Here is a 26,002-nt window from a genome sequence, read left to right as displayed (position 1 = left end):
CGCATCCGATGGATTAAGGGGTTGACCCTATAGTAACTCCAAGGTGTGGAATACGGTCAACGGCTTACGAAAAGGCAACCACGATGTCTTGCGCAACGAACAAACACACCGATCCCACCGCTTCCGGACAACCGGACGCCTGCTGCGGCACGAAGGCCCCGGCTGCGTCCCACGGGCATGACCACGCCGCCGGCGGATGCTGCGGCCCCGCGCAAGGCAAGGCCGCCGCGGCCGACGGCCATCGCCACGAAGGCGCCGGCCATGACCACGATCATGGCCACGATCATGACCACGATCACGATCACGGCCACGATCACAACCACAGCCACGGCCATGCCCGCGCGCCGGCGCATGCCCACGGCGCCTCGCCCTGCTGCGGCCACGATGCCGGCGACATCCAGATGTCCGCCGGCGGCGCGGCCGTGCTGCAAGCCGGCCCGGGCCAGTTGCTGGCCCGCCTGCGCATCGGCCAGATGGACTGCCCGACCGAGGAAACGCTGATCCGCAAGAAGCTCGACAGCGTCGACGGCGTGCACGCGCTGGACTTCAACCTGATGCAGCGCATCCTGACGGTGGTGCACGCCGAGGGCGCGCTGGACCGCATCACCGCCGCCATCAAGTCGCTGGGCATGACGCCCGAACCGCTGGCCGAAGGCGCCGCGCGCACCCCGGCGCCGGCCGCCGCGCGCGTCAACTGGTGGGCCATCGGCGGCGCCGGCGTGCTTGCCGGCCTGTCGGAAGCCTCGCACTTTGCCGGCATGCACTGGGGCGTCACCGCCGCGCTGGCGGTCGCCGCCATCCTCGCCTGCGGCATCAGCACCTACCGCAAGGGCTGGATCGCCGTGCGCAACGGCAACCTCAACATCAACGCGCTCATGAGCATCGCCGTCACCGGCGCCGTGCTGATCGGACAATGGCCGGAAGCGGCCATGGTGATGTTCCTCTTCAACGTCGCCGAACTGATCGAGGCGCGTTCGCTCGACCGCGCCCGCAACGCCATCCGCGGCCTGCTCGACCTGGCGCCCGAAACCGCCACCGTGCGCCAGGCCGACGGCAGCTGGCAATCGATGCCGGCGGCGCAACTGCAGGTCGACGACGTGGTCCGCGTGCGGCCGGGCGAACGCATCGCCGCCGACGGCATCATCGTCAGCGGCCGTTCGGCGGTGGACCAATCCCCCATCACCGGCGAAAGCCTGCCGGTCGAGAAGGCCGAAGGCGACCCGGTCTACGCCGCCACCGTCAACGCGGCCGGCTCGTTCGACTACCGCGTCACCGCGGCGGCCGGCAACACCACGCTGGCGCGCATCATCCACGCGGTCGAGCAGGCCCAGGGCGCGCGCGCCCCGACCCAACGCTTCATCGACCGCTTCTCGCGCATCTATACGCCCGTGGTGGTCGGCGTGGCCGTGCTGGTGGCGGTCCTGCCGCCCCTGCTGTGGAGCCAGCCCTGGTTCGACGCGATCTACCGCGCGCTGGCGCTGCTGATCATCGCCTGCCCCTGCGCCCTGGTGATCTCCACGCCGGTCAGCATCGTCAGCGGCCTGACGGCGGCCTCGCGCCGCGGCATCCTGGTCAAGGGCGGCGTGTACCTGGAAGAAGGCCGCAACCTGAAGTGGCTGGCGCTGGACAAGACCGGCACGCTGACCCACGGCAAGCCGGTGCAGACCGACCTGCAGGACTGGGACGTCTCCGACCTGACGCGCCAACCCGCGGCGCTGGTCGCCGCCAGCCTGGCGGCCCGCTCCGACCACCCGGTCTCGCTGGCCGTGGCCAACGCCGCCCGCGACGCCGGCAAGGCGCTGCTGGACGTGGACGACTTCACCGCCCTGCCCGGCCGCGGCGTCAGCGGCAAGGTGGACGGCGTGGCGTTCCAGCTGGGCAACCGCCGCCTGATGCGGGAGCTGGGCGTGTCCAGCCCCAAGCTGGAAGCCCGCCTCGACGAACTGGAACAGCAGGGCAAGAGCGCCATCGCGCTCAGCGACGGCCAGCGCGTGCTGGCGCTGGCGGCGGTGGCCGACACGGTCAAGCCCACCAGCGCGGCCGCCATCGCCGACCTGCACGCGCTGGGCGTGCGCACCCTGATGCTGACGGGCGACAACACCCCCACGGCGCAGGCCATCGCGCGCCAGGTCGGCATCGACGAAGCGCGCGGCGACCAGTTGCCCGAAGACAAGCTGGCCGCGATCGAGAGCAAGCTGGCGCCCGCCGGCAAGGTCGGCATGGTCGGCGACGGCATCAACGACGCCCCGGCCCTGGCCCGCGCCGACATCGGCTTCGCCATGGGCGCGGCCGGCACCGGCACCGCCATCGAAACGGCCGACGTGGCGCTGATGGACGATGACCTGCGCAAGATCGGCACCTTCCTGCGCCTGTCGCGCGCCACCCACAGCGTGCTGATCCAGAACATCGCGCTGGCGCTGGGCATCAAGGCCGTGTTCCTGACCCTGGCGATGACCGGCAACGCCACGCTGTGGATGGCGGTGTTCGCCGACGTCGGCGCCAGCCTGCTGGTGGTGGCCAACGGCTTGCGGCTGCTGCGGGCCGCGCCGCAGACGGCCTGAACCGCCGGCGCCATGACGTGAAAACGCCCCCGGGGAATCCTCTCCGGGGGCGTTTTTTCATCGCCATACCATTCATCAGCCCGTCTGCTCTTCCTGCGGCCAGTCGCGCAGCACCGGCGCGTCCGGCGCGCCCGGGCCGACGTCGCGCAGATGGTCGTGCTGCAGCAGCGCCATGCGGTAGGCGTCGCGATAGGTGCCGTTGGAAAAGAACTCTTCCTTGAGCAGCCCTTCGATCTGGAAGCCGCAGCGCTCGTAAATGTGCACAGCGGCGCGGTTGTCCTTGTCCACCACCAGGTAGACCTTGTGCAGGTTCAGCACGCGGAAGGCGTAGCCCACCGCGATGCGGGTGGCGGCCTTGGCGTAGCCGCGGCCCTGGTAGCTGGGCGCGATGATGATCTGGAATTCGGCGCGACGGTGGATGTAGTCGATTTCCACCAGTTCCACCAGGCCGGCCGGCTGGCCGGTGTCGTGCTCGATGATGAAGCGCCGCTCGTTCTGGTCGTGCAAGTGGCGGTCATAGAGGGCGACCAGTTCGTCGTAGGCCTCGTAAGGCTCTTCGAACCAATAACGCATGATGACGTCGTTATTGTTGATCTTGTGCACGAAGTGCAGGTCGCCGCGCTCCAGGGGGCGTATTTTGATATCGGATATTACCGACATAGAAACCTCCGAAAGTGCTGCCATTGTAGCTGACATTGCCCTGAAACACCCATTACATGGCGATTCCATGGGAAGAATGGCTTGTTCATTGACCTACAGCAGAAAAATGCCTGAAAAAGCGCATGAATGCTGGAACTTCAAAGAATCATCCGGCGCCATTCGTAACGAAATCCGCCCTTAGCCGGGCCCGGCCGGCATTGCGCGCCGCCCCTTGCGGACACATGCCGCCATCAGGGCGCCGCGAACGCCGGCAGGCGCTGTTCGATGCGCCGCGCCACTTCGTTGGCCGCCGACGACAACGGCCGCCCCAGCCGCAGCAGCATCTGGCACTCGGGCGCGCTCAGGATCGGATGCGCGATCGGCAGCGCCACCAGTTCGCCGCTGGCCAGTTCGTGGTGCACGCCCAGGTTCGGCATCAGCGTCACGCCGGCGCCGCTGATCGCGTATTGCTTGAGCACGCGCAGCGAGTTGGTGGTCAGGCTGGGCGTGAGATGGATGCGTTCGGTGAATTCCAGCAGGTCGACCGCCTGGCGCAAGCCATAGGGCGCGGACATCAGCGCGAACGGATACGGCAGGATGTCGGCAATCGTCAGCGGCGCGCGGCGCCGCGCCAGCGCGTGATCCGGCAGCGCCAGCAGGCAGACCGGATGCTTGCGGCTGGCGCGGCAGCGCAGCCGCGGATCGACCGGCGGGTTGTAGGCCAGGCCGATGTGCGCGGCATCCGTGGCCACCGCCTCGACCACCTCGTTGACCGAGCCGACATTGACGCTGACGTTGATGCGCGGATGCTCGATGCAGAACGGCCCGACCACGTGCTCCATCAGGCTGTCGATGAAGCCCTCGCTGATCATCAGGTGGACGTTGCCGCGCCGCATGCCGCGCAGCTCCTGCAGGCGCGTGTTCAGGTGCTCCTGCTGCGCGCGGCAGGCGCGGTGGTATTCGAGCAGCATGTCGGCGGCCTCGGTCGGCGTCAGCCCGCGCGCGCGGCGCTCGAACAGCGCAACGCCCAGTTCCTTTTCCAGCAGCTGGATCTGGCGGCTGATGACCGACGGCGCGGTGCCGAGCTTGTCGGCCGCGCCGCGGATCGAGCCACAGGCCACGACCTCGTTGAAGTACTTCAGCCGCGTCTGGCTGATTTCGGCCATCGCTCCCCCTTTGTTTTCCGTTGCCCTGAAGGCAACGATAATTTATCACCCAGGTCATTGTTTCGAACACTGCGTGCTCGCAATATGGACGCCGCGCGGACCCACCCCGGGGACCGCCGCCATCCCAACCACCGCGGCGGGCGCAGACCCGCCCGCGAGGAGACAACGCAATGCCCCATCAGGCCACGCCAGGCGCCGATCCGCGCCTGGCTCCGCTTTATCGCAAGATCACCTGGCGCCTGCTGCCGTTCCTGCTGCTCTGTTATGTGTTCGCCTACCTGGACCGCATCAACATCGGCTTCGCCAAGCTGCAGATGCAGCAGGACATCGGCATCTCGGATGCCGTCTACGGCCTGGGCGCGGGCATCTTCTTTCTCGGCTACGTGATGTTCGAGGTGCCCAGCAACCTGCTGCTGACGCGCATCGGCGCGCGCCGCACCATCAGCCGCATCATGGTGCTGTGGGGCCTGACCTCGGCCTCGATGCTGTTCGTGCAGGGCGAATGGAGCTTCTACGTCCTGCGCTTCATGCTGGGCGTGTTCGAGGCCGGCTTCGCCCCCGGCATGATCTTCTACCTGACCTACTGGTACTCGCAATCGCGCATGGCCGGCGTCATGGCGGTGGTGATGCTGGCCGGCCCGATCGGCGGCATCGTCGGCGGCCCGGTCTCGGCCTGGATCATGACGGCCTTCTCCGGCGCGCACGGGCTGGACGGCTGGCAATGGATGTTCCTGCTCGAAGGCCTGCCCTGTGTGCTGCTGGGCGTCATCGCCTTCCGCTACCTGGACGACAAGCCGGCCGAGGCGCGCTGGCTCAGCGCCGAGGAAAAGGCGCTGCTGGCCGCCGACCTGGACAGCCGCGGCGCGCACAAGAAGCACGCCTTCGCCCAGGTGCTGCGCGACCCGGCCATCTACGGCATGGCGCTGACCTACTTCTGCCTGATCTGCGGCATCTACGCGGTCAGCTTCTGGCTGCCGACGCTGCTCAAGCTGGCGGGGGTGCAGGACACCATGCAGATCGGCCTGTACTCGGCGATCCCATACGTGGCCGCGGCGGTCTTCATGCTGGGGTTCGCGCGCAGCTCCGACCGCCTGCGCGAGCGCCGCTGGCACACGCTGGTGCCGGCGCTGCTGGCCGGCGTGGCGCTGTGCATCGCCACCGCGGCGCCGACGCAATTCGCGCTATCCCTGACGGCCATCACGCTGGCCACCGGCTTCATGTGGGCCGCCTACACGGTATTCTGGGCGATTCCGTCGCAGTACCTGCAAGGGGAAGCCGCGGCGGGCGGCATCGCGCTGATCAACAGCATCGGCCTGCTGGGCGGTTTCCTCAGTCCGTCCATCATCGGCTGGATCAAGGAATCCACCGGCAGCCTGGCCGGCGGTCTGTACGCGATCTCCGCCCTGCTGGTGGCCGGCGCCCTGCTGCTACTGGTGAACCGTCCTCCCCAATCCGCGCCCGCGCGCGCCTGACGCTCCAAGGAATCGATCATGCACATTCTGGTGGCTGGCTTCCAGCACGAGACCAATACCTTCGCGCCGTCCAAGGCGGCCTATGAGAACTTCGTGCGCGGCGAGGGCTTTCCCGCCATGGTGCGCGGCGAGGACATGCTGGCGCTGCGCGAGGTCAACATCCCCGCCGGCGGCTTCATCAACGCCGCGCTGGCGCAGGGCCACACCGTGCGCACGGTGATCTGGGCCGGCGCCAGCCCGTCGGCCCACGTCACCCGCGACGCCTACGAACGCATCGCCGGCGAGATCGTCGACGCGGCGCGCGCCGGCGGCTTCGACGCCATCTACCTGGACCTGCACGGCGCCATGGTGGCCGAGCATCTGGACGACGGCGAAGGCGAACTGCTGGCGCGGGTGCGCGCCCTGGTCGGCCCCGGCGTGCCGGTGGTCGGCAGCCTGGACCTGCACGCCAACGTCACCGCGCGGATGCTGCGCGAGGCCGACGGCCTGGCCGCCTTCCGCACCTACCCGCACGTGGACATGGCGGTGACCGGCGAGCATGCCGCGCGCCTGCTGGCCGCGCGCATCGCGGCCGGCGACAAGTGGGTGCGGGCCGAACGCCGCCTGCCCTTCCTGATCCCCATCAACGGCATGTGCACGATGCTGCAGCCGTCACAGGGCGTGTACGAAGAACTGGAACGCCTGGAGCAGACGCCGGGCGTGGCCTCGATCTCGTTCGCGCCGGGCTTTCCGGCGGCCGATTTCCCCGAATGCGGCCCGGTGGTGTGGGCCTATGGCACCGACGCCGACGCGGTCGAGCGCGTGACCGAGGCGCTGTACCAGCGCGTGCTGGAACTGGAACCGCAATGGTCGCCCGACTTCCTGGCGCCGGCCGATGCGGTCAAGCGGGCCCAGGCGCTCGCGGCCGGCGCCTCGCGCCCCGTGGTCATCGCCGACACCCAGGACAATCCGGGCGCGGGCGGCGACGCCAACACCACCGGCATGCTGCGCGCGCTGGTCCAGGCCAACGCGCAGAACGCCGCGCTGGGCCTGTTCTATGACCCCGAGGCGGTGCGCCAGGCCACCGCCGCCGGACTCGGCAGCACGGTGCGGCTGCGGTTGGGCGGGCAGTCCGGCGTGGCCGGCGACGCGCCGTTCGAGGGCGACTTCGTGGTCGAGACGCTGTCATCCGGCAAGCTGCGCTTTGACGGCCCGATGATGAACGGCATGGACGTGGACCTGGAGGCGGTGGCCGGCCTGCGGCTGGGCGGCGTGCGCGTGGTGGTCAGCGCCACCAAGTCGCAGATGCTGGACCGCAACCTGTTCCGCGTCGGCGGCGTGCAGCCCGAGGAGATGGCGATTTTGGTGGTGAAAAGCTCGGTGCACTTCCGCGCCGACTTCCAGCCCATCGCGCACGAGGTGCTGGTGGCCAAGGCCCCGGGCCCGATGCAGGCCGATCCCGCCGACCTGCCCTGGACCCGGCTGCAACCGGGCATCCGCATCAAGCCGCTGGGGCCGGCGTTCTCGTTCTGACGGCAGCGCGCCGCCCGCACTGACGCGGCTCGGCGCGCGGCAGGTCCGGACACGAACGGGAAGCGGACGGGGCGCGGACGGCCCCGGCTTACTTGAGCTTGCCCTGCGGGCTGACGAAATCTTCCAGCGTCAGCCCTTTTTCCTTGAGGATGGCTTCCAGCAGCGGCTGCAGCTTGCCCAGGCTTTCCTGGACCGTCTCGCGTACCGTGTCCACCACCACCTGGGTGCTGCGCTCGATCTCGATGTTGACGTGGTCGCCCACCTGCTTGTCCTCGAACACCGTCATGCGGCGGGTCTCGGGGATCAGCCAGACTTCGAACCAGCCTTCGGCGCGGTTGACCTCGGACACGGTCAGGCTGGCGCCGTTGATGGCGATGTAGCCCTTGGCGAACACGTACTTGCGAAAGGCCTCGGGGATACTGAAGCGCATCAGGCGATTGGTGTCCGACGACTTCACCATCACCACTTCCGAGGTGAAATCGACGTGGCCGGAGAGCGGATGGCCGCCGATCTCGGCGCCATCCTTGGCGGCGCGCTCGACGTTGGCGCGGTCGCCTTCCTGGTAGCTGCCGAGCGTGGTGATGGCCAGGCTTTGCAGCATGACATCGAAGGTGGCCTGGTTGGCGTCGAGGATTTCGGTGACCGTCAGGCAGACGCCGTCGGTCGAGACGCTGGCGCCGATCGCCAGGTCCTGGCAGAAGCCCTCGGGAAACGCCAGCGTGAACGTGCGCAGGCCTTCGCGATCCGCGATTTTCGCGATCTTCGCGGTGCCTTGAACAATACCGGTGAACATGCTGATCCTGGATACGGGGCGTGGCGCCCCTGGCAAAACATCAAAGGTAACCGATATTTTGCCACCGGGCGCCCGCCCCTGTCGGGGCGGCACGCCCGGCCGCCGCCGGATCAGTGGCGGATGGCGATGGTCTTCAGGGTGGTGAAGCCGTACAGCGCCTCGAAGCCCTTTTCACGGCCGTAGCCCGACTGGCGCGAACCGCCGAACGGCAGTTCCACGCCGCCGCCGGCGCCGTAATTGTTGACGAACACCTGGCCGGCGCGCAGCTTGCGCGCCAGGCGCAGCTGGCGGCCGCCGTCGCGGGTCCAGACGCCGGCCACCAGGCCGTAGAGCGTGCCGTTGGCGATCTCCAGCGCTTCTTCCTCGGTGTCGAACACCATGGCGGCCAGCACTGGACCGAACACTTCCTCCTGCGCCAGGCGGCTCTTGGGCGGCACGTCGCGGAACAGCACCGGCGGCTGGTAGAAGCCGCTGTCGGGCGCGCCGTCCTTGAGCTTGCCGCGCGCGGCGACCTTCAGGCCCTCGGCTTCGGCCTCGGCCAGGAAACCGCGCACGCGGTCATGCTGGCGGGCGCTGATCAGCGGACCGACGTCCAGGTCCTGCGCGGCCGGGCCGGTGACGGTGGCCGAGAAGGCCTCGCCCAGGCGCGCCAGCACTTTCTCGTAGACGCCGCGCTGGATCAGCACGCGGCTGCCGGCCGAGCAGGTCTGGCCGGCGTTCTGGATGATGGCGGCCAGCAGCACCGGCATGGCGGCGTCCAGGTCGGCGTCGTCGAACACGATCTGCGGCGACTTGCCGCCCAGTTCCAGCGTCACCGGCACGTGGTTTTCGGCGGCGGCGTGCGCCACCATCTTGCCGGTCTGCGGCGAGCCGGTGAACGAGATGTGGTCGATGCCCGGGTGCGCCGACAAGGCGGCGCCGGCCTCGTGGCCGTAGCCGGTGCAGATGTTCAGCGCGCCGGCGGGCAGGCCCACCTCGGCGGCGATCTCGGCCACCTTGAGCAGCGACAGGCAGGCGTCCTCGGCCGGCTTGACCACGCAGGCATTGCCCGCGGCCAGCGCGGCGCCGACGCTGCGGCCGAAGATCTGCAGCGGATAGTTCCACGGCACGATGTGGCCGGTGACGCCATGCGCCTCGCGCACGGTCAGCACGGTGAAGCCGGGGGTGTAGGGAATGGTCTCGCCATGCAGCTTGTCGACCGCGCCGGCGTAGAACTCGAAATAGCGCGCCACCGCGGCCGCGTCGGCGCGGGCCTGCTTGATCGGCTTGCCGGCGTCGGCCGATTCCAGCTGCGCCAATTCTTCCTGGCGCTCCAGCAGCGCGAAGGCGATGCGCATGAGCAGGCGGCTGCGGGCGGCGGGCGCCATCTGGCCCCACTCGCCCTCGAAGGCCTCGCGCGCGGCGACCACGGCGCGGTCCACGTCTTCCTCGCCCGAACGCGCGATGGCGTCGAAGGCCTTGCCATCGGACGGGTTCAGGACGGGAATGGTTTCGCCGCTGGCGGCGGGCACCCACTGGTTGGCGATAAAGTTCTTCTGGGTCACGGTGTGCGGAGTAAAGTAGCGGCCGGTTGGCCGGTTGCGGGATGGATTCAAGGTAAGGGAGCCCTCAACAACTTGTCAATTGAATTGACAGCTTTCGTCCCAAGCTTCAGGATATTTTTGGCCGGACTGGGGTTATCCCTAGGCTTTCAAGCCCTTGCATCGCCGTGTGCGCCAGGGCGTCTTGTTCGATTTGTCATGACCGATAACAAACCCGGCGTCCGCGCCGTTGGAGCCCCGCCATGAGCAACGTGCGCGATCCGCAACTGGACAAGCTGCTGAGCGCGGCCACCCGCCCGCGGCCCGAGCTGGACGTGCTGGCCGAAGTGGCGTCCGGCCTGGGCTACGTACGCGCCGAGCGCTTCGCCGAACGCGTCTACGAGAGCCTGTTCTACGCCATCGCCACCGGCAAGATCGGGCCGGGCGCCAAGCTGCCCACCGAACTGGAACTGGCGGCGCTGTTCGAGGTGTCGCGCCCGGTGGTGCGGCAGGCGCTGGACCGGCTGCGCGAAGACCAGTTGGTCGAATCCGTGCGCGGCTCGGGCAGCTACGTGCGCGCCAAGCCCGACCTGATGGGCGGCATGCCGGCGGTCGATCCCGCGCGCCGGGTCGGCCATATCCTGGAGGGGCTGGAACTGCGCATGGTGATCGAGCCGGAATGCGCCTACCTGGCCGCCCTGCGCCGCACCGACGACGACCTGCTGGAAATGGACCGCATGCTGGCCGGCTACGAAGCCGCCGACGCCGCCGGCGCCATCGCCCACCATCATGACTATGGCTTTCACCGCGCCATCGCGGCGGCCACCGGCAACCAGCGCTTCGTGCAGGTGCTCAAGTCGCTGGAGTACGACGTCAGCCATGCCGTCAACATGATGCGCCACCTGGTCCACAGCGAGCCCTGGAAGCGCACCCGCGCCGCCATCGACGAACACCGCCAGATCTACCGCCTGATCCGCGAACAGGACGCCGAGGGCGCCCGCAACATCATGCGCGCCCATATCGAAAAAGCCCGCAGCCGCATGCTCAACAGCGGCTCGGAACATTGATTCACTGAATTCCCGCCATGCCCAGCCCCACCCTCGCCCTGAACCAGCAACTCGTCATCGTCACCGGCGCCAGCCGCGGCCTGGGCGCGGCCATCGCCCGCGCCTTCCTGCGCGAGGGCGCGCGGGTCGTCATCAACTACCTGAACAGCGAAGCCGCGGCCCGCGAGCTGGCGGCAACCGCGCCGGACCGCGCGCTGGCCGTGCAGGCGGACGTGCGCGACGCCGACGCGGTCGCCGCCATGGTGGCGCGCGCCAGCGAGCATTTCGGCCGGCCGGTCGGCACCGTGGTCAACAACGCCCTGCCCGCCTTCCAGTTCGACGGCGACACCCGCCCCCACGCCGACACGCTCGACTGGGCGCGCATGAACGCGCAGCTCGAAGGCAGCGTGCGCGCCGCCCTCAACACCACCCAGGCCGTACTGCCGTCGATGCGCGCGGCCGGCGGCGGCCGCATCATCAACGTCGGCACCAACCTGGTCCAGAACCCGGTGGTGCCGTACCACGACTACACCGCCGCCAAGGCCGCCCTGCTGGCCTTCACGCGCACGCTGTCGCACGAACTGGGCGCCGACGGCATCACCGTCAACATGGTGTCCGGCGGCCTGCTGCGCACCACCGACGCCTCGGCCGCCACGCCGGCGGCGGTGTTCGACCTGATCGCCGCCAGCACGCCGCTGCGCGAAGTGACCACGCCGGAACAGTTCGCCGACGCGGTGCTGTTCTTCGCCAGCCCGTGGTCGCGCGCGGTGACGGGGCAGAATCTGATCGTGGATGGGGGGCTGGTGAAGGGGTGACGGGCGCGGCGCGTCGACGAATGTGGTTAATGCGAGGGCGTCTCGCGGCCGACACCAAGGCACTGGTCCAGGACGCGGAAATAAGGGCGTTGGCTCCAAGCGGCGCGATCGCCGATCACATACAGCCGGGCCTTGGCCCGGCTGACCGCCACATTGAGCAGGTTGGGGCTTTGCGCAGCCCAATCCTTGGCCCCCGGGCGCTGAGGATTGCCGCCCAGCACCAAGATAACGACTTCGGCCTCCTTGCCCTGGGTCGTGTGCACCGTCCCGGTCTTGGCAGGATCGAGTCCAAGCATCCTGGCCATCGCGCGCAGTTGCATCGCCCCATCCTTGAACGGCGAGATCAGGAAAATGTCCTTGGGCGCGACCTGGTGCTCAGCCTGTAAAGACCGCAACAGCTTCCTCGCAGCCTCCCCTTCCTCAGGCACCCAATTGCCCGCACTGGTTTGCGCGCGGACGTCGATCCAATGGCAACGCGGCCACGAATGGGCGGACGGCGATTTCCCTTGAACCATCAGCCCGTCATAAGCAATGCCGTTGCTGATGGAGAACATCGGATCATCGCAACGGCGGTGTACACGCAGCGGCGAGCCGACCCAGACTTTCCCGTTCTCCTTGCCCGGCAGCCAGGTCCCCATCGACATGCTCTGATCCGACAGGCGCTGCGCCGATGTGAAGCTGGGCCACCAATCCCGAGGTACGTCATAGTGCCGAGCCAGTGCGCCCTCGACCGCTGCCGGCATGCCCAGTACGGGTTCAAGCTGGTTGGGATCGCCCACCACGACAGTGCGCGCCGCCCGCCAGATGGCACCGGCGGCCTGTTGAGGCAATGCCTGGCCGGCCTCGTCGATCAAAAGCCAGCCGATCGACTCCCGCCCAAGCGAATGGAACATGCGAGGAATCGAGGCGAAGGTCGTGGAGATCACCGGAACCACGAGGGCGAGGCTCCCAAGCGCCACGCGCGCCATGTCTTCGGGCATGCCCTTACCTTGGAGCCAGTTCGAGGCCAAGCCAAGGTTGTCGATGATCTCCTGAGGATGGGATTCGATGAAAGCACGATGCACATCCAATCCGGCCAGAAACAGATCTTGCCGCGCGCGGCGCCAAGCCGGCGTCGACCAGGGCGAGGACAGCTCCCGGACGGCATCATCGGCGCTCGATTGCGTCCAGTACGCCCCCAAGCGCTGCATCGCCTGCCGACATGCATGTCCAGCCGCGTCAAGCCTGTGCAGTGCCTCTTGATGAGCGACCTGCTTTTGCCGCAAGGCAGCCCTCAGCTTCTCGTCCCCACCGGCCGCTTCCTGGTGCGTGGCCTTGGCCTTGTTGCACTCTGCGGCCAGGCCATCGTGATCGGCCCTGGATTGCCTGACTTGAGCATCGATCTGGTTGCGCCTGTTCCACCATTCGCGATGCGAGCGCCCCCAGGTCGAAAGCCAGATCAGCAATCCTGGCCTGGCCCGATCGTGGCTGGCCAATTCGGCCTGCGCCGCAGCACACTGCTTGAGCACGCCGGCAATCCGCGCTTGCAGATTGTCGACGCGCTCCTGTAGCGTCGGCAGCGCGGCTTGTCGCGTCGCGAGTTCGCCCTGGATAGCTTGCACGCCACGTTCTAGTTCCTCGGCCTGGGCGCGCGCCTTGAGGACAGCCTCCGGAAGTTTCGCACCCGCCTCCAAGGCGCTTCGGCATTGACGTTCGGCCTCCCGCGCCTGTTCGAACCGGGCCACAGCCTGTGTCCAACTCATCTCTGGCTTGCGCCCGCCCTCGATGATCCGGCTCAGGTGATAGCGTAGCCCTTCCCCACCCTCGGCAAAGGGATTGGCGTCCCACCGAGCCAGAAGCGCCGCTTGCGTGGGATCGTCTTGTGCATCCGGCTGATTTTTCCTGGAATGGACGCCAGGTGGATTCCTCCACCAGAAGCTGTTCATGAACGCGCCACGGTTGGCCTTCGATCCCATGCGTGCGGCCAGGAGCCCCCAGGCGGCATTGCCCAGGACGTTGCCGGCCAGGCACTTGTAATAACCATCCGGATGCGCGCTGCGCCCGGTCGTATCGGCAGGTACGGCCTTGATGCCAGGCAGTTCCAGCGAAATGTTCTCCACCGCGCCGTTGTTGGCCGAGGCCACAACGATGGCGAACCCGCTCAGGTCAGCGTGCAACGGTCGATAGTTGCACCAGAATTCACCTAGTTTCTTTTTCGTCCGCCCGGCAAAGGCCTGCCCTCCCAGCCGCGCCAGGTGCGCCGCGCGCGCAGTGACAACCGCCGCTACCACATCGCGTAACAAGGTGGTCTTGCCCGTGCCCGGCGGTCCATTGATCGCAAAGATTCCAGGCTTGGCTTCGAGCTGGCGCCACAGTTCATTGACGGCCAGTTGCTGGCTGAATGCAAGCGGATGATCCGAAGGCCAACTTCCCGCAGGAAAAGCCGCGGGATTCAACGCCGCGAAAGCAGTCGCCACCCCATGCGCCTCGCGCAGATCCACGCGCGCGGGATCCACCCTGGCCACCGCCTGGATATACTCGGCCAGCCCTTTCCCGACATCGCCATTGACCCAGGCACGGCTCAGCGCGTTGAGATCGCCAACAAAGAAACTGTTCAGCAGATCATCTCCCGGCTGGGGATCGGACGCGCCCTGATCGCCCGTCGCTTCGGCTCTCTTGACCTGGACGCATTTGGCGGCGTGGGTCGAGGAGATCATCCCCTCGGGCAGTAGACAAAGGGCGGCAACGCGCCCGCTCAACGCATCGACCCAGGCACGGGTGGGCGGCGCCTTTTCCTGTCTGGCCGCGGCAGTAGCATCGACGAGCCACTGGATAAGCCGGCGAACCAGCATGTCAAAGCCCGCATAGCCGCTGTTCGGACTCGGTATCTCCGGATTGGCCTCTGGCAAGCCGGTCGTGACGATCCTGCCGCCGTCTTCCAGCACCGCGATGCCGTCAGGGTAATGCAGGATCTGCCCTGCCGCCCAACACGCCAGGGACAACACGAAATTCTGCGGCAGAGGATAGCCGTCTTCGTCGAAAGCCAAGTCAAAGAGGCGGGCTTGGCCACTGGGACGGCGCTCGTCGAACACATCCTCGTGCGAACCAAGCTTGACTTCCAGCGATGCCGCAAACCGCTCGATATCGTAGAGCCCCGCCTGCAGCGTGTAGCGCCAGGCAAGGCGCGGCGCAATGCGTTTGGCCTGGTGTTTCGGATCGAACCAGGGCAAGGACTCGTCCGCGCGTAATCGGTAGACAGGCTCGGTGAGGTGGGCGGGGTTGGCTTTCTCGGCCTTTTGCGGGACGCACGCCTCGACGGCGCGCCAGAACCGCAATATTAGCGGTGCTTGAGATATTGCAGGCTGCCGGCCCTGCTGTTGTTCTGCCATTGTTTTGTTCTCTTTCAGGACTGCGGAACTTCCGATTGGGGTCGGATATTGGCGTTTTGAAAATTATACAAATTGATAATAATTTATACGAACGCGATGACTTTCCGGTTCGGATTGAACGCACTTTTGGTTCACACAGATTGCAGAAAGCAGTGAACCATGCGTGAAGCGCTACCCCTCGACGTTTCCCGTAGTTTCGGACACAACGAAGGGTCGACTCGCCAAGCCCTCCTGCCCCCCCTTGCTAGACTGCTGGCACGACACTAATCGCCCGAAGGTTCAACGCCCCAGCCCGCTCATGCGCCGCGCCTTCGAGTGGCACACGACGCATCCGGGCACCACCCGCGAGCATGTTGCATACGTCACGCACCGGCATCACGTCGCCGATCCGCTTGCCGAGAAAGTATCCGATCGAATACACTAATCATGTACCACATAAAGCCGCTGCCAGCGTTCGACGCTTGGTTCGACAGCCTGACAGACCCAGCTACGCGAGCCCGCCTGATCCGCAGGCTTGAAAAGGCCGCGCGAGGTTTGCTGGGCGATGTGAAACCGGTCGGAGAGGGCGTGAGCGAGATGCGCGAGTTCTTTGGCCCTGGCTGGCGCATGTATTACATCGAGCAGGGCGACGTGCTGATCGTCATGCTGGGCGGCGGCACAAAGACCACACAACGCCGTGACGTCAAGCACGCGAAGGAATTGGCGCGGGCCCTGAGAAACGACGAGGAAGACCAATCATGAGCAAGAAGACGATCAAGGTTTCCGAACTGCCCACCTTCGACCCTGCGCGTTACCTGCGCGACGACAAGGACATCGCCGCCTACTTGACGCAGGTGATCGAGGACGGAGACTTCGATGAGCTTGCCCAGGCGCTGGGAGTTGCCGCGCGCGCTCGCGGCATGACGCAAATTGCCGAGACCGCCGGTATTGGCCGGGAATCCCTGTACAAGGCCCTGCGTGCCGGCGCCAGCCCGCGCTTTGACACCATCGCCAAGGTATGCAAGGCACTGGGCGTACGCCTGGTCGTCCAGGCCGAACATCCGGCCTAGGCCCGCATGACGAGCCACGACCGAATCGAAAACCCGAGCCGCGCAGGAACCCAGCCGTCCCCGCAGAGTCGGCGGGAGAGGACCATAAGCACATGTCGATGACACGCGAAACCACGCCATCGCCGGCAAGAAAAAACCTATTCGGTCGATTTTCAAGAAGGTTCGGTAGTCGCCGGGCCAGTAGCCGGAAGCCAAGATTTCCTAGAGAATCCCCCCCAACCCTCTGAAACAACAAACTGCATTCTCCCCATGAAACTCGCCACCTGGAACGTCAACTCCCTCAACGTGCGCCTGCCGCAGGTGCTGGACTGGCTGGCCGCCAATCCCGTCGACGTGCTGTGCATCCAGGAACTGAAGCTGACCGACGACAAGTTCCCCGAGGCCGCCTTCAAGGAAGCCGGCTACCACGCGGTCTGGGCCGGCCAGAAGACCTACAACGGCGTCGCCATCGTGTCGCGCGTGCCAGGCACGTCGATGGTCCGCAACATCCCCAATTACGAAGACCCGCAGCAGCGCGTGCTGGCCCTGACCTTCCCCAGCGCCGATGGCGACGTGCGCGTGGTCTGCGCCTATTGCCCCAATGGCCAGGCGGTCGGCTCCGACAAGTACGCCTACAAGCTCGAATGGTTCGAGGCCATGCGCGCCTGGCTGGCCGACGAGATCAAGCAGTACCCGCGCCTGGCGGTGCTGGGCGACTACAACGTCGCGCCGGCCGACGAGGACGTGCACAACCCCGAGAAATGGGAAGGCCAGGTGCTGGTGTCCGAACCCGAGCGCCACGCGCTGCAGCACCTGGTGGACCTGGGCCTGGCCGACTCGTTCCGCCTGTTCGAGCAGCCCGAGAAGTCGTTTTCGTGGTGGGACTACCGCCAGTTCGCATTCCGCCGCAATGCCGGCCTGCGCATCGACCACATCCTGCTGTCGGCGCCGCTGGTCAAGCGCTGCACCGCCTGCGTGATCGACAAGGAACCGCGCCGCAACGAGCAGCCGTCCGACCATGCGCCGGTGGTGGCCACGCTGACGTTCGATTGAGCAAAAAATCTTGCGCGCCAGCTTGCGCGGCGCGCGGGAATTCCTGTATATTTGCGGTCTTGCTTGATTTGGGGCGGTAGCTCAGCTGGGAGAGCGTCGCGTTCGCAATGCGAAGGTCGGGAGTTCGATCCTCCTCCGCTCCACCAATTCAAGCTCCAGCGAAATCTGGAGTAAGTCCAAGACAGCGCCTTAGGGCGCTGTTTTTGTTTGGCGCTGTTTTTGTTTGGCGCTGTTTTGTTTGGCGCTGTTTTGTTTGGTTTTGCGGCGGATCGGCCCATGGATTCAAGGCCGCAGCAAGGAGATGCGCGGCTTGCCATACTCCTGCCGGTAACACACGCATAGCAGCACCCTGCCGACCCGCTCGCACCGCGCGACGAATCTCCAGCGGCCAAATACCAGGCCGATCTCTTGCGCCCCGCCCTGATCGAGCGGTCGCGCCCAGGTGATGGACAGGCGCGGCAGCGCATGCAGCAGCCCCAGCCCCACGCTTTTCGCGCAAGCCTCGCGGGCGACCCAGCCGGCCAGGAAATCCACGACGACGAGGTCCCGCCGCGCCAGCCAGGCCGCCAGACGGTGTTGGCGGGCGGCCAGATCGGGCCGGTCCAGATGCTCGATGTCAATGCCCACGTACTTGCGATTGGCGTATAGCCGCGCCTGCGTGCCGGCACTGTCGCTCACGCCGAAACCAGCAAGACCGGGAAGGTACGGCTTGCCCAACCGTGTGCGCCTGGCCCGCCCGGACAGCGCGGGGTCCAGAGCGCCCAACATCACCGTGACGTCAAAGTTCGACGAGGGTACGGTCATGCGAGCCGGTCGCGATCAGGGTGTCGGCCTCGCCCGCCACGGCGCGCGCGCTGAACCGCAGGGAATTGCCGAACATGGCCTCTACCGTGATCGTCAGCCGCACCGCGCTACCCGGATGCGCGGGCGCCACGTGCCGCACACTGACCGCATGCCCGACCGACCCGCAACGCCCGTCGCCCGCCAGCCGGATGCACTCCGTCGCATAAGACTCGATCCAATAGACAATCACCGGGGTGGCCAGCACATCCAGATCTCCGCCATAGCTCAATGCGCTGGCGGCGGCATCGACCACCCAGGTTTTCTGGAACTGCTGGCCTGTCTGGAACAATGCCTGCGCCTGTACGGTCGGATGCCCCATCTAGGCGCGCTCCAGCGCGGCGAGCGCCTGCGCCGCATTGCCGAAACGATCCTTGAACATGGAGATCCAGCGCTCCAAGCCGAACGCGACACAACTGGTGTGCACGAAGTTGCCGGCCAGGCGGATATCGAACTTTTCACCAAAGTAGTTGCGGTGATAGTTCAGCGACGACACGGCGTGGCCGTCGAACACCAGTTCGCGCTTGGTGGGCGTCAGCGCCGACAGGCGCGCCACGGCGCTGCCTGAATCAAAGAAGGGATCGTTGGCTTCTTCACAACCCGCGCGGATTCCCAGTTGCGCGAACAGGGAGAACAGGCGGTCATAACCGGCTTCCAGGTGCGCCTGCGCGCCCTCCGCCGTGCCCAGGTACACGTATTCCTTCATGGTGAAGTTGAAGGCACGGTAACGATCCAGCGCCTTGTCCTCGTGCCGGAAGCAGCGCGCGATGCAGGATTCCACCCGCGCGCCTTCCAGATGCTGTCCTTGCAGCCCCAGGTAGACCTTGTAGCAGGTCGCCGGCAACAAGGCCACGTCGGCGGACAGCGCCTTGAAATCCTGGTCCAGCTTGCGCTGGCCGCGCGCGAACCCCAGCAGCTCCCCCTCTTCTATCGAGCACATGACGCAGGTCAGGTGCGGGAAATTGCGCACATAGCCCAGCGCATTGATCTCTTCATGGGCCAGCAAGCTGTCGAACTCCGTGGTGGCGTCGGGCGCAATCGAGAATATGTCGTCGAGTTTGCCCTGCAGCACGTTCTTTACCTGATGCCATTGCTTTTCGATGATCACGACAGAATCTCCTGAAAATCCCTGAAAGCACTTAGAAGAATGCGGACACGACCCCGCCTTACGCCGTCAAGTCAGCCAGCACCTGGCGCACGGTTCGGATGGAATGCGTGTCCTTGCAGGACGTTCCGCAATACAACGCCATGTCCTCGATCAGACCCTCGGTGTGGACGGTGGGTACCGCAACGCTGTAACGCAAAATGGGATAACGCTTTCCAAAGTAATTCGCGGAGCCGATGACGCTCGCCGGCAGCGATTCCTTGCAGCTGGCATTGCGGATGACCCGGTGGCGATGGGTATGCCACCCCACGCTGAAGCGGTCGGTGACCACGGTATCGCCGGGCGTGGCGTTCACGATTGCCTGCTTGTAGCGCTCGTGCGCGGCGGACTCCCGGGTTGCCGCGAATACCGTGCCGCACAGGACGCCGGAAAATCCGGCCTGCATCACCTGGCGCAACTCCACCGGGTTACTGATGCCGCCGCTGATGAACACCATGCTCTTGTCGACATCATGGCGGGCAGCCTGGTCCAGCGCCTGCGCGCGCGCGGTCGAACCCAGGTGATGGCCGCCCGCCTCCGTCGTCTGCAACACGCCAAAGCGCGCGCCGGCATCGAACGCCGCTTGCAGCTCGTCCCAGGTCCCCGCTTGCACGCCATACTCCATCCCGGCCGGCAAGGCCCGCAGCACGGGGGCGCCGGGCAGACCGAAGAAGGTCACGATCGGCCGCTCCGGACAGTCCGCCAAAAAGGCCAACCGCTCCAGCAGCGCGTCCGCGTCCAGCACGAAGGGCACCAGGTTCACGCCAAAGCGCGCCCCGGTCAGCGCGGCGGTCTGCGCAAGCAACAGGCCGATCTCGTCCAGCGTGTGGCGATACAGGCCAATCATTCCGAACGCGCCCGCCTCGCACACGGCGGCCGCCAATTCCGGCTGCGCCACGCCGCCCATGCCGGCCTGCAGGATGGGCAAGCGCGCGCCGAAAAACGCTTTCACCTCGGAACTGCTGGCAATCTGCGCCATGGTGTGCCTCCGCCCTATAGCGCGGCCAGATTCAAGTCCGTCACCAGCCCCTGTTTGGTGAAGTAGGCGGCGCTACGCTTGAACCATTGCTCGTGGACGGCCTTGCGCGCCGGATGCGACCGCAGCGCGTTGCGCATGGCGTTGCCGTTGCGAAATCCCAGCGGCTCGTAGACTTTGGCATCGTCATAGACGGCCGGGTTGTACATCAGGCTGATGAAGTAGCGGAACATATTCGTCACCGTGCGCGCCACCTCCGCGCGCGTCGCGTCAGGATCGCCCCCGCGCTCCAGCGCCATCTGGTACAGGCGCGGCACCATTTCCCGGCCGAAGGACACGTGGCGAGACTCGTCCACATGATGCTGGTAGTTGATCTGCTTGAGGATCTCGGTAATGCCGTCCGTGGTGCCGACCTTATGGTTGTAGTAGTCGACGAACTCTTCAAAGATCAGCGTGCTGGCGAACATGTACAGGTCGTCCAACTCTGGCGTGGGCGCCTGCGCATCGCCCTGCAACTGAATCGACGGGTATATCTTTCCCGCATAATCGAGACAGGCTTTGGCGAAATACCACATATGGAAGTTCTCTTCGCCCATGAAGACATGCAGGTATTCGGATACATCGGCATAGCGCTCTTCATAGATGCAGCGGCTGACAAAGCTCAGCACCCCTTTGATGCCGTGCACGTTGAGGCTGAAAAAATTGACCGCCTCCCATTTGCTGAGCCGTATCCGCTGCGCGGCGTCCAATTGCTCCTGCAAAGGCGTTCCGTAGGTGGTGAGCAAGTCATTGCTGCACCAGGGCTGGTCATCCGGAATATGGGCGGGCCACTCAAAACGCTCGTAGGGATCGTGCGAACGCCCTTTGGATAGCGTCATCAGGCGGCCGATTCTTGAGTAGTCGAATGTCATGATGCCTTCCTTCTCGGGCTAGCGCTGTACCTGGACGAAATTGACGATGGCATCCACCGTGCGCAGGTCGTCGACGGTGATAGCGGTCGAGACATCGCGCCCCACCAGTTCGCCCAGGAACATGATGAAGTCCAGGAACTGCATGCTGTCCAGGATGCGCTCTTCGATCAGGTTCTTCTCTTTGATGCCTTCGACCTGCGCATCGCGGTTTTCCTTCAGCCAGGCGATCACTTCGGCTTCGGTATCGGTGACGGTCTGTGTGGACATATAGGCTCCGGTTCAATAGGTGGATAACGGGTCAGACCTTGACGGCCGACAGCAGGCAGAACCCGCTGCTTTCCTGGCGCAGCACGGCTTGGCGCTCAAACCCGGCCGCCGCGATCTGCGCCTGCATGTCGCCCACCGTCCAACTGCGCCCGCCGTCCCAAAGCGCCAGCGCGGACAGGTTGTGCAAGGTGGTGAACAGCGGCGCGCGCCGGTCCTCGGCAAGGAAGTAGCCCTGCACCAGCAATGTCCCGCCCGGACGCAATGCCTGCCTGGCGCGGTCCAGCATCGATCGGCACACCGGCGCGCTCTCCTGATGCAGCACGTTGGAAAAGAGCAGTGCGTCGGCGCCCTCGCCGAAACCGTCTTGCCGATAATCGGCCACCTTGGCGCTCACGCGGTCCGCCAGGCCGGCCGCGCGCACGGTTTCGCGCGTGATCTCGACCACCGGCGCCAGATCCAGAACCAGTGCGGTCACCTCGGGCCGCGCCGCGCACAAGGCAATGGAATACGTGCCTGCGCCCCCGCCGACATCCACCAGATGGCGAATGGGCGCCGCTTTCAATGCCTCGGCAAATGCAGGTCCCGAACGGGACGCGAACTGATGCATGCCCAGGATAAAGTCACGCATGAACTGGGGGTCTTCGCCCAGCCACTTGGACTGGTTGTCCACCGCCTCGCCGCGCCGCACCGCCTCGGCCAGTTGCGCCCAGGGCTGCTTCCAGCGCGCCATGACGCGGAGCCAGCACAACAGGGATTCGGGACTGTCCTCGGTGAGAAAGCGCGCACTGAGATCGGTATTGGCGTAGCGCCCGCCGTCGCCCGTCAGGAGTTTTTGCGCGACCGCGCAGTCCAGCAGGCGTTCCAGCGGCTCGGATTCGCAACCGAGTTCCAGCGCCAGCTCGGCGCATGTGCGGGGTTCGGACAAACGCTGGGCAATCCCCAGGTCGGCCAAGGCATACAAGGGCTGCCCCTCCCAATGCCCGAACGCCAACCGGGAAAACGCCATGAAGCTCACATCCATCGATATTCCCTCCTGATTCAGCGGTGATGGCCCGACGGGCCAGACAGGTGAACACGCAACAACCCCGGGGACGGGGTTGGAAACCAGCGATCAGGATGGGGCACGCAAAACCGAGGGAGATCCGGCCGCATGCGCCATCCTGGGAGTTGACAGCGATCTTGCGGGGCGGCTAAAAGGCGTCGCCGGAGTTTTTTTGAAGTCCATATAATGGACCATTATTTATTCTTTTATTTTCGAGCATTCTATACCCACGCAGAAAATAGGCAATAATAAATTTCGTCCGATATATAGGCCCAATATAAAGGTCCAATATATGGACCATTATTCCGCTTAACCAAAAAGGTGTGGGTATGGAGTGGAGCATGGCGGCACTGCTGGCCGGCGCGGGCGCGTTAGGCGGCGTCATCAATGCGCTGGCGGGCGGCGCCACACTGATTACTTTTCCCGCGATGGTGGCGGCGGGCCTGCCGCCCGTCATCGCCAATGCCTCCAGCGCGGTAGCCATATCGCCCGGCCATATCCTGGCGGCGCTGGCCGATCGCGAGAATCTGCCCGCTCCCGATCGGCGTTTCTGGCTGCTGTCGATCGCCGCCACCGCGGGCGGCGCGCTGGGCGCCTTCATCCTGCTTGCCATCCCGCCCGCCTATTTCATCCTGCCCGTGCCGGCCCTGATCGCATTCGCCACCTTGCTGTTTGCCTTTGCGCCTCAGGTGCAGGCCTGGAGCGCGCGCCGGCGCGGCGGCCAAGCGCAGGAGAGTCGCGCGCGCGGCGTGCTGCCGATCACACTGGCCTCCGTGTATGGGGGTTTTTTTGGCGCCGGGCTGGGCGTGATCCTGACCGCGGTGATTTCAATCACGGATCCCGGAAACCTGCGCGCCATCAAGTCGCTGAAGAACCTGCTGGCCACGTTTGTCACCGCCGCGGCGATCGTCATCTTTATCGCGCAGGGCTCGGTCCATTGGCCCGCCACGCTCTGCATGCTGGCCGGCGCGCTGGCGGGCGGCTATCTGGGCGGCCACTTGATACGTGTCCTGCCCGCTTCGGCAGTCCGGGGGTTCGTCATTGTCACGGGCGCCGTCATGACCGTGATCTATGCGGCGAAGTACTGGTTCTGAGTGTGCGTGAATCGCACAACTGCGATACAACGGTAGGCACTTTGCCGTCACCCTGATGGAACGTCGATGTCCACGCCTGCCGCCCCCTCCGCCAGCCCCCCTGCCGCCCCCGCCGACGAACGCCTGCCGCTGCTCCTGAGCCTGAACGGCGGCTACGTCGACACCCTGGGATTCATCGCGCTGCACGGCCTGTTCTCGGCGCACGTGACCGGCAACTTCGTCACCATCGGCTACGCGCTGGGCAATGGCGCCTCGGGCGCCTGGACCAAGCTGGCGGCGCTGCCGGTGTTCTGCCTGGGCGTGTTCCTGGCGCGCCTGTATGGCCAGGCGCGGCGCGACGCTGGCAAGCCGGCCTTCATGCGGCTGCTCACGGTCAAGACGCTGCTGCTGTGCGTGGCGGCGGCGCTGGCCGTGACGCTGGGGCCGTTTCCGATGGGCGACAGCTGGGGACTGTTCGCCACCGGCATGACGCTGGTGCTGGCGATGTCGATCCAGAATGCGGTGCACCGGGTGCACCTGGGCGCCGCGCCGCCGTCGACGCTGATGACGGGCACCACCACGCAGATCATGCTGGACCTGGCGGACACCGTCCGCGGCGAGGCCGACGCGGCCGCCGGCCGCCGCATGCGGCGCATGGGCCGCGCGGTGCTGGCGTTCGCGATCGGTTGCGGCGCGGCGGCCCTGCTGCATGTCGGCATCGGCCTGTGGGCCTTTGCGTTGCCGCCGCTGGTGTCGCTGGCGGGCCAGGCGCTGGCGCGCGCCTACCCCGGCTGACGCGCCTGGTTCGGACGCGGCGCGGCGGACGGATCCTGCTTGTGGACGTCCTGCGGCGGCTGGCCGCGGCCGCGCAGCCGCTGCGCGAGGTAGTCGTAGACCAGCACGCCCGGCGTGCGCATCGCCAGGAACAGCAGCGCCCCGAACAACAGGATCAGCAACGCGGCGCGCAGCGAGATCATGGCGCGCTCCCGGCGCGCAGGTGGCGGCGGATGGTGCGCGAGAAGCCGATGGAATCCTCGCCCAGGATCGGCGGGATGCCGACGAAGCCGCGTTCGCGCAGGGTCTGCAGCGGCAGGCTGGTATCGAGGCCGCCCTGGTCGTACAGGTACTCGGGCAAGTAGCCGGACAACAGGATGCGGTAGTCCAGCGGCAGGCCGGGCACGATGGCCCGCACCATGCGGTAGACCAGCGTGGTGCAGTTGGCGGTGACCGTGTGATAGAAGCGCGGCGTGTCGGCCAGCTCGTTGGCCGTGCGCACGTACGACAGGAACAGCTGGCGCATCGCGTCCGCCGGCATCTTCACCGGATAGAGATAGACGTTCTCGGCGCGCGGACCGGCGCGCACGTAGAGCACGTCGCGCTCGTCGGCCGCCACCACGCTCAGTTCGAACTTCTTGAAAAAGCCGCCCAGTTCCGAGAACTGCTCGCCGCGCTCCTTGCGGATCTCGACCGAGAAGACGACATGGCGGCCGTCGGCGAAGCCGAAGGACACCAGCGTGTGGGCGATGGCCGGACCGTCCCAGTACGACAGGGCCATGTCGACCGATTGCAGCGTGGCGAGGTCGTAGACGCGGGTTTCCCAGCGCGGCGTGTAGTCGGTGTCCGAGCGCCATTTGAAGTCGCGCACGTTGTCCAGCGTGACGATGCTGCCGGCGACGCTGCCGCGCAGCGTCCGGGCGACGTCATCGGCCCAGACCCGGTCATTGGACGGGGCGATGCTCTGCCACCACGCCGCCAGCGCCAGCAATGCCAGCAGGTAGGCCCACAGCGCGGGCCGGCGCCGCAGGCGGCCGGCGCCATGCCACAGCCGCAGCAATGCATACAGCCCCAGGGCGACCCACAGCAGCATCAGCAGCGCCTTGCCCCAGACGGCCGCCGGCCCCTGGTACCAGAACGCCAGGCAGGCCCATGCCATGGAGCACAGCATCAGCAGGCTGAGCGCGCCCCGGCCCAGCACCCGCAGGCAGCGCCAGGCCCGGCCAGGCCGCGCGGGGTCAGACACCGGCGCCATGCTGGCTCACGATTTCCAGCACGCCGTTGATGACGAACTGCACGCCCATGCACACCAGCAGGAAACCCATGATGCGCGAGATGGCCTCGACCCCGCCGTTGCCGATGAGGGCGACGATGCGGCCGGCCGAGCGCAGGCAGATCCAGAACAGCAGGCCCAGCAGCGCGAAGACGATGATCGGCGTGACGGCGATGGTCCACGCCGGGTACTGGCTGGCGGTCTCGCTGCCGACGGTCGAGGCGGCGCTGATGATCATGGCGATGGTGCCCGGGCCGGCGGTGCCCGGCAGCGCCAGCGGCACGAAGGCGATGTTGGGCACCTGCCGGTGGACGGCCACGTCGGCGGCCACGTCGGCTTCGCGCTCATCGCTGGCCGCGGCGGTGGCCGACGGAAACAGCATGCTGAAGCCGATGCTGACGACGATCAGGCCGCCTGCGATGCGCAGGCCCGGGATCGAGATGCCGAAGGTAGCCATGATCCAGGCGCCGGCGTAGTACGTGACCAGCATGATGCCCACGACATAACAGGCGGCCTGCCGGATCTGGCGTTCGCGCTCTTTGTAGGGAATGTGCTGCCCCAGGGACAGCAGCATGGTCATGGAGGTCAGGGGATTTGCCAACGGCAGCATCAGCGCCAGGCCCAGGCTGACCAGCTTGCCCAGTTGAACCAGATCATCAATCATCGCGGCGGAGGAAAAAACGGCGGGTCGGGACGGAGGTGCAACGCGCTCGCCCAGGGTCGTCGGCT

At 66.4% G+C, this 26,002-nt stretch carries 25 protein-coding genes and 1 tRNA gene; 11 read left to right on the top strand and 15 right to left on the bottom strand.

Annotated features, from left to right (window positions below; all coding sequences use genetic code 11):
- Positions 1-83: 83 nt before the first annotated feature.
- Positions 84-2,561 carry a heavy metal translocating P-type ATPase gene (locus H0523_RS07795; RefSeq protein ID WP_054432048.1) on the top strand — a complete coding sequence of 826 codons (2,478 nt, stop codon included), beginning with the start codon at positions 84-86 and terminating at the stop codon, positions 2,559-2,561.
- Positions 2,562-2,636: 75 nt separating this feature from the next.
- On the opposite strand, the gene speG is transcribed toward H0523_RS07795, so the two are convergent.
- A complete protein-coding gene (gene speG / locus H0523_RS07790; RefSeq protein WP_006394339.1) occupies positions 2,637-3,221 on the bottom strand; it encodes a spermidine N1-acetyltransferase in 585 nt (194 codons plus the stop codon).
- A gap of 230 nt (positions 3,222-3,451) precedes the next feature.
- Positions 3,452-4,366 carry a LysR family transcriptional regulator gene (locus H0523_RS07785; protein ID WP_054432050.1) on the bottom strand — a complete coding sequence of 305 codons (915 nt, stop codon included), beginning with the start codon at positions 4,364-4,366 and terminating at the stop codon, positions 3,452-3,454.
- Between the two features lie 170 nt (positions 4,367-4,536).
- Here H0523_RS07785 and H0523_RS07780 point away from each other — a divergent pair, with 170 nt between their 5' ends.
- Both H0523_RS07780 and H0523_RS07775 read left to right on the top strand, forming a co-directional pair.
- Positions 4,537-5,838, top strand: coding sequence for an MFS transporter (locus H0523_RS07780; RefSeq protein ID WP_054432052.1), 1,302 nt, complete (start codon positions 4,537-4,539; stop codon positions 5,836-5,838).
- Positions 5,839-5,856: 18 nt separating this feature from the next.
- Entirely contained in the window at positions 5,857-7,350 is a 1,494-nt protein-coding gene (locus H0523_RS07775; RefSeq protein ID WP_054432054.1) for a M81 family metallopeptidase, read from the top strand.
- 88 nt (positions 7,351-7,438) lie between these two features.
- Here the strand turns inward: H0523_RS07775 and H0523_RS07770 are convergent, their stop codons facing one another.
- On the bottom strand, positions 7,439-8,143 hold the full coding sequence (locus tag H0523_RS07770) for a riboflavin synthase (protein ID WP_054432056.1): 705 nt from the start codon (positions 8,141-8,143) through the stop codon (positions 7,439-7,441).
- 110 nt (positions 8,144-8,253) lie between these two features.
- Complete coding sequence (locus H0523_RS07765; RefSeq protein WP_054432057.1) at positions 8,254-9,687, bottom strand: aldehyde dehydrogenase family protein; 1,434 nt, start codon at positions 9,685-9,687, stop codon at positions 8,254-8,256.
- A gap of 239 nt (positions 9,688-9,926) precedes the next feature.
- Between H0523_RS07765 and H0523_RS07760 the strand changes: the two genes are divergently transcribed.
- Positions 9,927-10,730, top strand: a complete 804-nt coding sequence (locus H0523_RS07760; RefSeq protein WP_054432059.1) for a FadR/GntR family transcriptional regulator — start codon at positions 9,927-9,929, stop codon at positions 10,728-10,730.
- Positions 10,731-10,747: 17 nt separating this feature from the next.
- The gene (locus H0523_RS07755; RefSeq protein ID WP_054432061.1) at positions 10,748-11,524 is read left to right on the top strand and encodes a 3-oxoacyl-ACP reductase; all 777 of its coding nucleotides are present in this window, start codon (positions 10,748-10,750) and stop codon (positions 11,522-11,524) included.
- A gap of 26 nt (positions 11,525-11,550) precedes the next feature.
- Here H0523_RS07755 and H0523_RS07750 read toward each other — a convergent pair whose 3' ends face one another.
- Entirely contained in the window at positions 11,551-14,892 is a 3,342-nt protein-coding gene (locus H0523_RS07750) for a DEAD/DEAH box helicase (RefSeq protein WP_082404553.1), read from the bottom strand.
- Positions 14,893-15,318: 426 nt separating this feature from the next.
- On the opposite strand from H0523_RS07750, the gene H0523_RS07745 reads away from it, so the two are divergent.
- The 4 genes from H0523_RS07745 to H0523_RS07730 all read left to right on the top strand — a co-directional run bounded on the left by H0523_RS07745 (position 15,319) and on the right by H0523_RS07730 (position 17,119).
- On the top strand, positions 15,319-15,633 hold the full coding sequence (locus tag H0523_RS07745) for a type II toxin-antitoxin system RelE/ParE family toxin (protein WP_054432065.1): 315 nt from the start codon (positions 15,319-15,321) through the stop codon (positions 15,631-15,633).
- A complete protein-coding gene (locus H0523_RS07740) occupies positions 15,630-15,941 on the top strand; it encodes an addiction module antidote protein (protein ID WP_054432067.1) in 312 nt (103 codons plus the stop codon). The genes H0523_RS07745 and H0523_RS07740 overlap by 4 nt, the downstream gene beginning before the upstream one ends.
- Before the next feature lie 249 nt (positions 15,942-16,190).
- Positions 16,191-16,973, top strand: coding sequence for an exodeoxyribonuclease III (gene xth, locus H0523_RS07735; RefSeq protein ID WP_054432068.1), 783 nt, complete (start codon positions 16,191-16,193; stop codon positions 16,971-16,973).
- A gap of 70 nt (positions 16,974-17,043) precedes the next feature.
- A tRNA-Ala gene (locus tag H0523_RS07730) sits at positions 17,044-17,119 on the top strand.
- Between the two features lie 136 nt (positions 17,120-17,255).
- On the opposite strand, the gene H0523_RS07725 is transcribed toward H0523_RS07730, so the two are convergent.
- Genes H0523_RS07725 through H0523_RS07695 form a run of 7 tightly spaced genes read right to left on the bottom strand, consistent with a single transcriptional unit; the run spans position 17,256 to position 22,132 of the window.
- Positions 17,256-17,777, bottom strand: a complete 522-nt coding sequence (locus H0523_RS07725) for a 4'-phosphopantetheinyl transferase family protein (protein ID WP_156350136.1) — start codon at positions 17,775-17,777, stop codon at positions 17,256-17,258.
- Positions 17,752-18,135: a thioesterase family protein gene (locus H0523_RS07720; RefSeq protein ID WP_054432072.1), complete on the bottom strand. Its 384-nt coding sequence runs from the start codon at positions 18,133-18,135 to the stop codon at positions 17,752-17,754. The genes H0523_RS07725 and H0523_RS07720 overlap by 26 nt, the downstream gene beginning before the upstream one ends.
- Positions 18,136-18,921: a class-II aminoacyl-tRNA synthetase family protein gene (locus tag H0523_RS07715; protein ID WP_054432073.1), complete on the bottom strand. Its 786-nt coding sequence runs from the start codon at positions 18,919-18,921 to the stop codon at positions 18,136-18,138. It lies immediately after the preceding gene.
- A 58-nt stretch (positions 18,922-18,979) separates the two neighbouring features.
- Positions 18,980-19,936 (bottom strand): NAD(P)H-dependent flavin oxidoreductase, encoded by a 957-nt coding sequence (locus H0523_RS07710; RefSeq protein ID WP_054432075.1) that lies wholly within the window; start codon positions 19,934-19,936, stop codon positions 18,980-18,982.
- 14 nt (positions 19,937-19,950) lie between these two features.
- On the bottom strand, positions 19,951-20,844 hold the full coding sequence (locus tag H0523_RS07705) for a diiron oxygenase (RefSeq protein ID WP_082385743.1): 894 nt from the start codon (positions 20,842-20,844) through the stop codon (positions 19,951-19,953).
- A gap of 18 nt (positions 20,845-20,862) precedes the next feature.
- A complete protein-coding gene (locus H0523_RS07700; RefSeq protein ID WP_054432079.1) occupies positions 20,863-21,111 on the bottom strand; it encodes an acyl carrier protein in 249 nt (82 codons plus the stop codon).
- Positions 21,112-21,142: 31 nt separating this feature from the next.
- A complete protein-coding gene (locus H0523_RS07695; protein ID WP_054432082.1) occupies positions 21,143-22,132 on the bottom strand; it encodes a methyltransferase in 990 nt (329 codons plus the stop codon).
- 362 nt (positions 22,133-22,494) lie between these two features.
- On the opposite strand from H0523_RS07695, the gene H0523_RS07690 reads away from it, so the two are divergent.
- Complete coding sequence (locus tag H0523_RS07690; RefSeq protein WP_231689895.1) at positions 22,495-23,247, top strand: sulfite exporter TauE/SafE family protein; 753 nt, start codon at positions 22,495-22,497, stop codon at positions 23,245-23,247.
- A 66-nt stretch (positions 23,248-23,313) separates the two neighbouring features.
- Positions 23,314-24,021, top strand: a complete 708-nt coding sequence (locus H0523_RS07685) for a YoaK family protein (RefSeq protein ID WP_054432086.1) — start codon at positions 23,314-23,316, stop codon at positions 24,019-24,021.
- On the opposite strand, the gene H0523_RS07680 is transcribed toward H0523_RS07685, so the two are convergent.
- From H0523_RS07680 to H0523_RS07670, 3 genes are read right to left on the bottom strand one after another with little or no spacing between them, the layout of a single operon-like run.
- Positions 24,009-24,203 (bottom strand): hypothetical protein, encoded by a 195-nt coding sequence (locus tag H0523_RS07680; protein WP_054432088.1) that lies wholly within the window; start codon positions 24,201-24,203, stop codon positions 24,009-24,011. The genes H0523_RS07685 and H0523_RS07680 overlap by 13 nt on opposite strands.
- On the bottom strand, positions 24,200-25,255 hold the full coding sequence (locus H0523_RS07675; protein ID WP_054432090.1) for an Lnb N-terminal periplasmic domain-containing protein: 1,056 nt from the start codon (positions 25,253-25,255) through the stop codon (positions 24,200-24,202). The genes H0523_RS07680 and H0523_RS07675 overlap by 4 nt, the downstream gene beginning before the upstream one ends.
- The gene (locus H0523_RS07670; RefSeq protein ID WP_082380436.1) at positions 25,239-25,937 is read right to left on the bottom strand and encodes a MarC family NAAT transporter; all 699 of its coding nucleotides are present in this window, start codon (positions 25,935-25,937) and stop codon (positions 25,239-25,241) included. The genes H0523_RS07675 and H0523_RS07670 overlap by 17 nt, the downstream gene beginning before the upstream one ends.
- Positions 25,938-26,002: the final 65 nt, after the last annotated feature.

The sequence above is a fragment of the Achromobacter insuavis genome (assembly GCF_902859645.1).
In the GTDB taxonomy this organism is placed as follows: domain Bacteria; phylum Pseudomonadota; class Gammaproteobacteria; order Burkholderiales; family Burkholderiaceae_B; genus Achromobacter; species Achromobacter insuavis.
Note: the sequence above shows the minus strand (reverse complement) of the source record. Positions and strands in the feature narration are given on the sequence as shown.